This is a genomic window from Pseudomonas sp. MD195_PC81_125, assembly GCF_014060985.1.
In the GTDB taxonomy this organism is placed as follows: domain Bacteria; phylum Pseudomonadota; class Gammaproteobacteria; order Pseudomonadales; family Pseudomonadaceae; genus Aquipseudomonas; species Aquipseudomonas parakoreensis.
The window spans coordinates 1-1,921 of record NZ_JABULD010000510.1 but is presented as its reverse complement, the minus strand read 5'-3'; the positions used below and the strand labels follow the sequence as shown (position 1 = coordinate 1,921).

General features: G+C 55.8%; 3 protein-coding genes. 2 read left to right on the top strand and 1 reads right to left on the bottom strand.

Features of this window, described 5'->3' with window-relative positions:
- Window positions 1-187: 187 nt before the first annotated feature.
- Both HT737_RS20410 and HT737_RS20405 read left to right on the top strand, forming a co-directional pair.
- Window positions 188-526, top strand: a complete 339-nt coding sequence (locus tag HT737_RS20410; protein ID WP_182403887.1) for a hypothetical protein — start codon at window positions 188-190, stop codon at window positions 524-526.
- Complete coding sequence (locus HT737_RS20405; protein WP_306287242.1) at window positions 523-765, top strand: immunity protein; 243 nt, start codon at window positions 523-525, stop codon at window positions 763-765. The genes HT737_RS20410 and HT737_RS20405 overlap by 4 nt, the downstream gene beginning before the upstream one ends.
- Window positions 766-822: 57 nt before the next feature.
- Here the strand turns inward: HT737_RS20405 and HT737_RS20400 are convergent, their stop codons facing one another.
- Window positions 823-1,734, bottom strand: coding sequence for an SDR family oxidoreductase (locus HT737_RS20400; protein WP_182403886.1), 912 nt, complete (start codon window positions 1,732-1,734; stop codon window positions 823-825).
- Window positions 1,735-1,921: the final 187 nt, after the last annotated feature.

The window sequence follows — 1,921 nt, the reverse complement described above, 5'->3', positions numbered from 1 at the left end:
TTCTATGGCCGCGATCCATTCAATCGCCACGTCAACGCGCCGCTTTATGTGGTGAACAGCAGTCCTTGCCGGAGCAACCATAAAGGGTAAATACAGTGGCCGTGATTTCAATCCCGAAGAAGCGGGTGGGCCAATACTTGATCTGGATTGGCGGGCGGCGGTTATCACTCAAGCCGGCATTGATGCGGTGAAATTACATATCGCGAGGCTTGACCAATCAGACGCCAACGACATCATTATTCAGCGTCTTGAGAAAATTTTAATCGGAGACTTCATAGTCACCGATATCGATTTACGTTATTACACCCCAAGATACGCGAACTCGAGAGATTCCGCGCTGAGCCTTGGTGACCATTTCAAACCCAACAGAGAGTCGCCACTTTGGAATAACGCACATACAGCCACGCCAGAAGATTTCAAGCTTCGCGACGATGAGTTCTTGCTCTATACCAAAGAGGCAATCGCCGCTGCGCACAAGCAAGATGAAGTGTTTTTCAAGAACCAGTTGAAAGGAGGTAAGTCATGAGCATCGTCGAGCAAATAGTGAAAAATGAATCTGTAGAAGATGTACTGACCGTGTTCGCACTTGGCTCGGCCAGACCCTCCTTAGACAGAATGTTTGGGCGCTACAGATACGAATTTATCGCGAGCGGTGAGCTACTTGAAACCTATGCGAGACTCTTCGAACAGGGGGGGTTGGCCAATGGCGACGGCCCCGTTGCCGTCAAGGGGCCTAACTGGCGAGCACCCAAGGTTCGTAACTGACAACACGTATTCTTGAGTAGTAACAAGCCACCGAGCCCAAGCTTGATGGCCTCCCCCTTAAAGCGAATACTTCTGCAGATTCGCCATCATTTCCTTCAGCGCTTCAATGTTGTCCTTGGGATGCGCCGCCCCTTTGAAATCGCAGATCTGCTGCCAATGTGCCGCAACGTCTTCCGGGGAGAAACCGCTGCGTGGATCGAACCCGGCGCCGAGGCTGCGCTCCCAGCGCACTTTGCCCATCCAGCCACCACCGACTTCAAACAGACCGGACGTTTCCTGGCACTGCTCACTGGCCAGGTACACCACCAGCGGGCTGACCAGTTCCGGTTTCAGTTGTTCGAACACTTGCGGCGGGATCAGGCCCTCGGTCATGCGCGTACCGCCAGTGGGCGCGATGGCGTTGACCAGAATGTTGTTCTTGCGCCCTTCGATGGCCAGGGTACGGGTCAATCCGTAGAGGCCGAGTTTGGCCATGCCGTAATTGGACTGACCGAAGTTGCCGTAGATGCCCGAAGTGGATGCCGTGAAGATCACCCGGCCGTAGTTTTGCTCGCGCAGGTGCGGCCAGGCGGCGCGGGTGACTTTATAGGCGCCTTCGACGTGAACGCGATAGACCAGATCCCAGTCGGCATCGTCCATTTTGTGAAAGGTCTTGTCGCGCAGGATCCCGGCGTTGTTCACCACCACGTCGACACGGCCAAAGGCGTCGAGGGCGTTCTGCACCAGTTTGTCGCCGTCGGTGACCGAGTCGTGGTTGGCCTCGGCAATGCCACCGGCTTCACGAATTTCCGCCACCACACGGTCGGCGGCGGAGGCGTTGGCGCCCTCGCCCTGGGTCGAGCCGCCGAGGTCGTTGACCAGCACTCTGGCGCCATGCCGGGCGAACAGCAAAGCATGCGCCCGGCCCAGGCCACCACCGGCGCCGGTGACGATCACGACTTTATCTTCGAAACGTACGGACTCATTCATCGCAGGAACTCCAGCAGGCCAGTATTGAGTCCGAGTGTCAGGCACAGGGCTTTGGGTCACAACAAATACGGCTGAGGCTGAATGGTGCGCGATAACGGTGGGGGATGATGAGGGCGTCAAAAGATCAAAAGATCAAAAGATCAAAAGATCAAAAAGATCAAAAGATCGACAGCCTGCGGCAGCTCCT